General features: G+C 69.0%; 1 protein-coding gene and 1 pseudogene. Both read left to right on the top strand.

Annotation, left to right across the window (positions count from 1 at the left end; all coding sequences use genetic code 11):
* A pseudogene (locus tag HUK84_RS21850) lies at positions 1-122 on the top strand (50S ribosomal protein L11 methyltransferase); the annotation flags it as partial.
* A gap of 58 nt (positions 123-180) precedes the next feature.
* Positions 181-633 (top strand): aminopeptidase P family N-terminal domain-containing protein (locus tag HUK84_RS21845; protein WP_176641996.1); only part of this gene is annotated, 453 nt, incomplete at its 3' end.

Raw genomic sequence — 633 nt, 5'->3', positions numbered from 1 at the left:
GCCAGGCCGGCATGGTGCTGGCCGCGCACCGGCGCCAGGGGCTGGTGCTGGAGCGGCGGCTGACCGAAGGCGACTGGACCACGCTGGTGCTGCGCAAGCCGTCCGGCGGTCATGCCGGCTGAGACGGCATGATATGAATGTAAAATAATAGGCTGAATTTCAAATATAAAGGATGATGCCATGACCGATATCGCCTCGCGCCTGCCGGCATTGCGCGCCGTTCTGGCCCGGATGGAGGTGGATGGCGTCATCCTGCCGCGCGGGGACGAGCATCTGGGCGAGTATGTCGCGCCCTGCGCCGAGCGGCTGGCCTGGCTGAGCGGTTTTACCGGCAGCGCCGGCATGGCGGTGGTGCTGCGCGACGGGCCGGCCGCCGTGTTTTCCGATGGCCGCTACATCACCCAGATGGACCAGCAGGTGGACGGCGCGGCATGGGCGCGGCTGCATATCCGCGACACGCCCCCGGCGCAGTGGCTGGCGGAGAATGGCGGCCGGGGGCTGCGTATCGGTTATGACCCGCGGCTGATGGCCGAGGCCGGGTTGCAGCCCTTTGTCGATGCCGGGCTGACGCTGGTGCCGCTGGCCGCCAATCCGGTGGACGCGATCTGGTCCGACCGCCCTGCCCCGCCGGCC

The organism is Nguyenibacter vanlangensis, assembly GCF_013376155.1.
GTDB lineage: Bacteria > Pseudomonadota > Alphaproteobacteria > Acetobacterales > Acetobacteraceae > Gluconacetobacter > Gluconacetobacter vanlangensis.
This window is presented reverse-complemented; position numbering and strand designations above follow the sequence as displayed.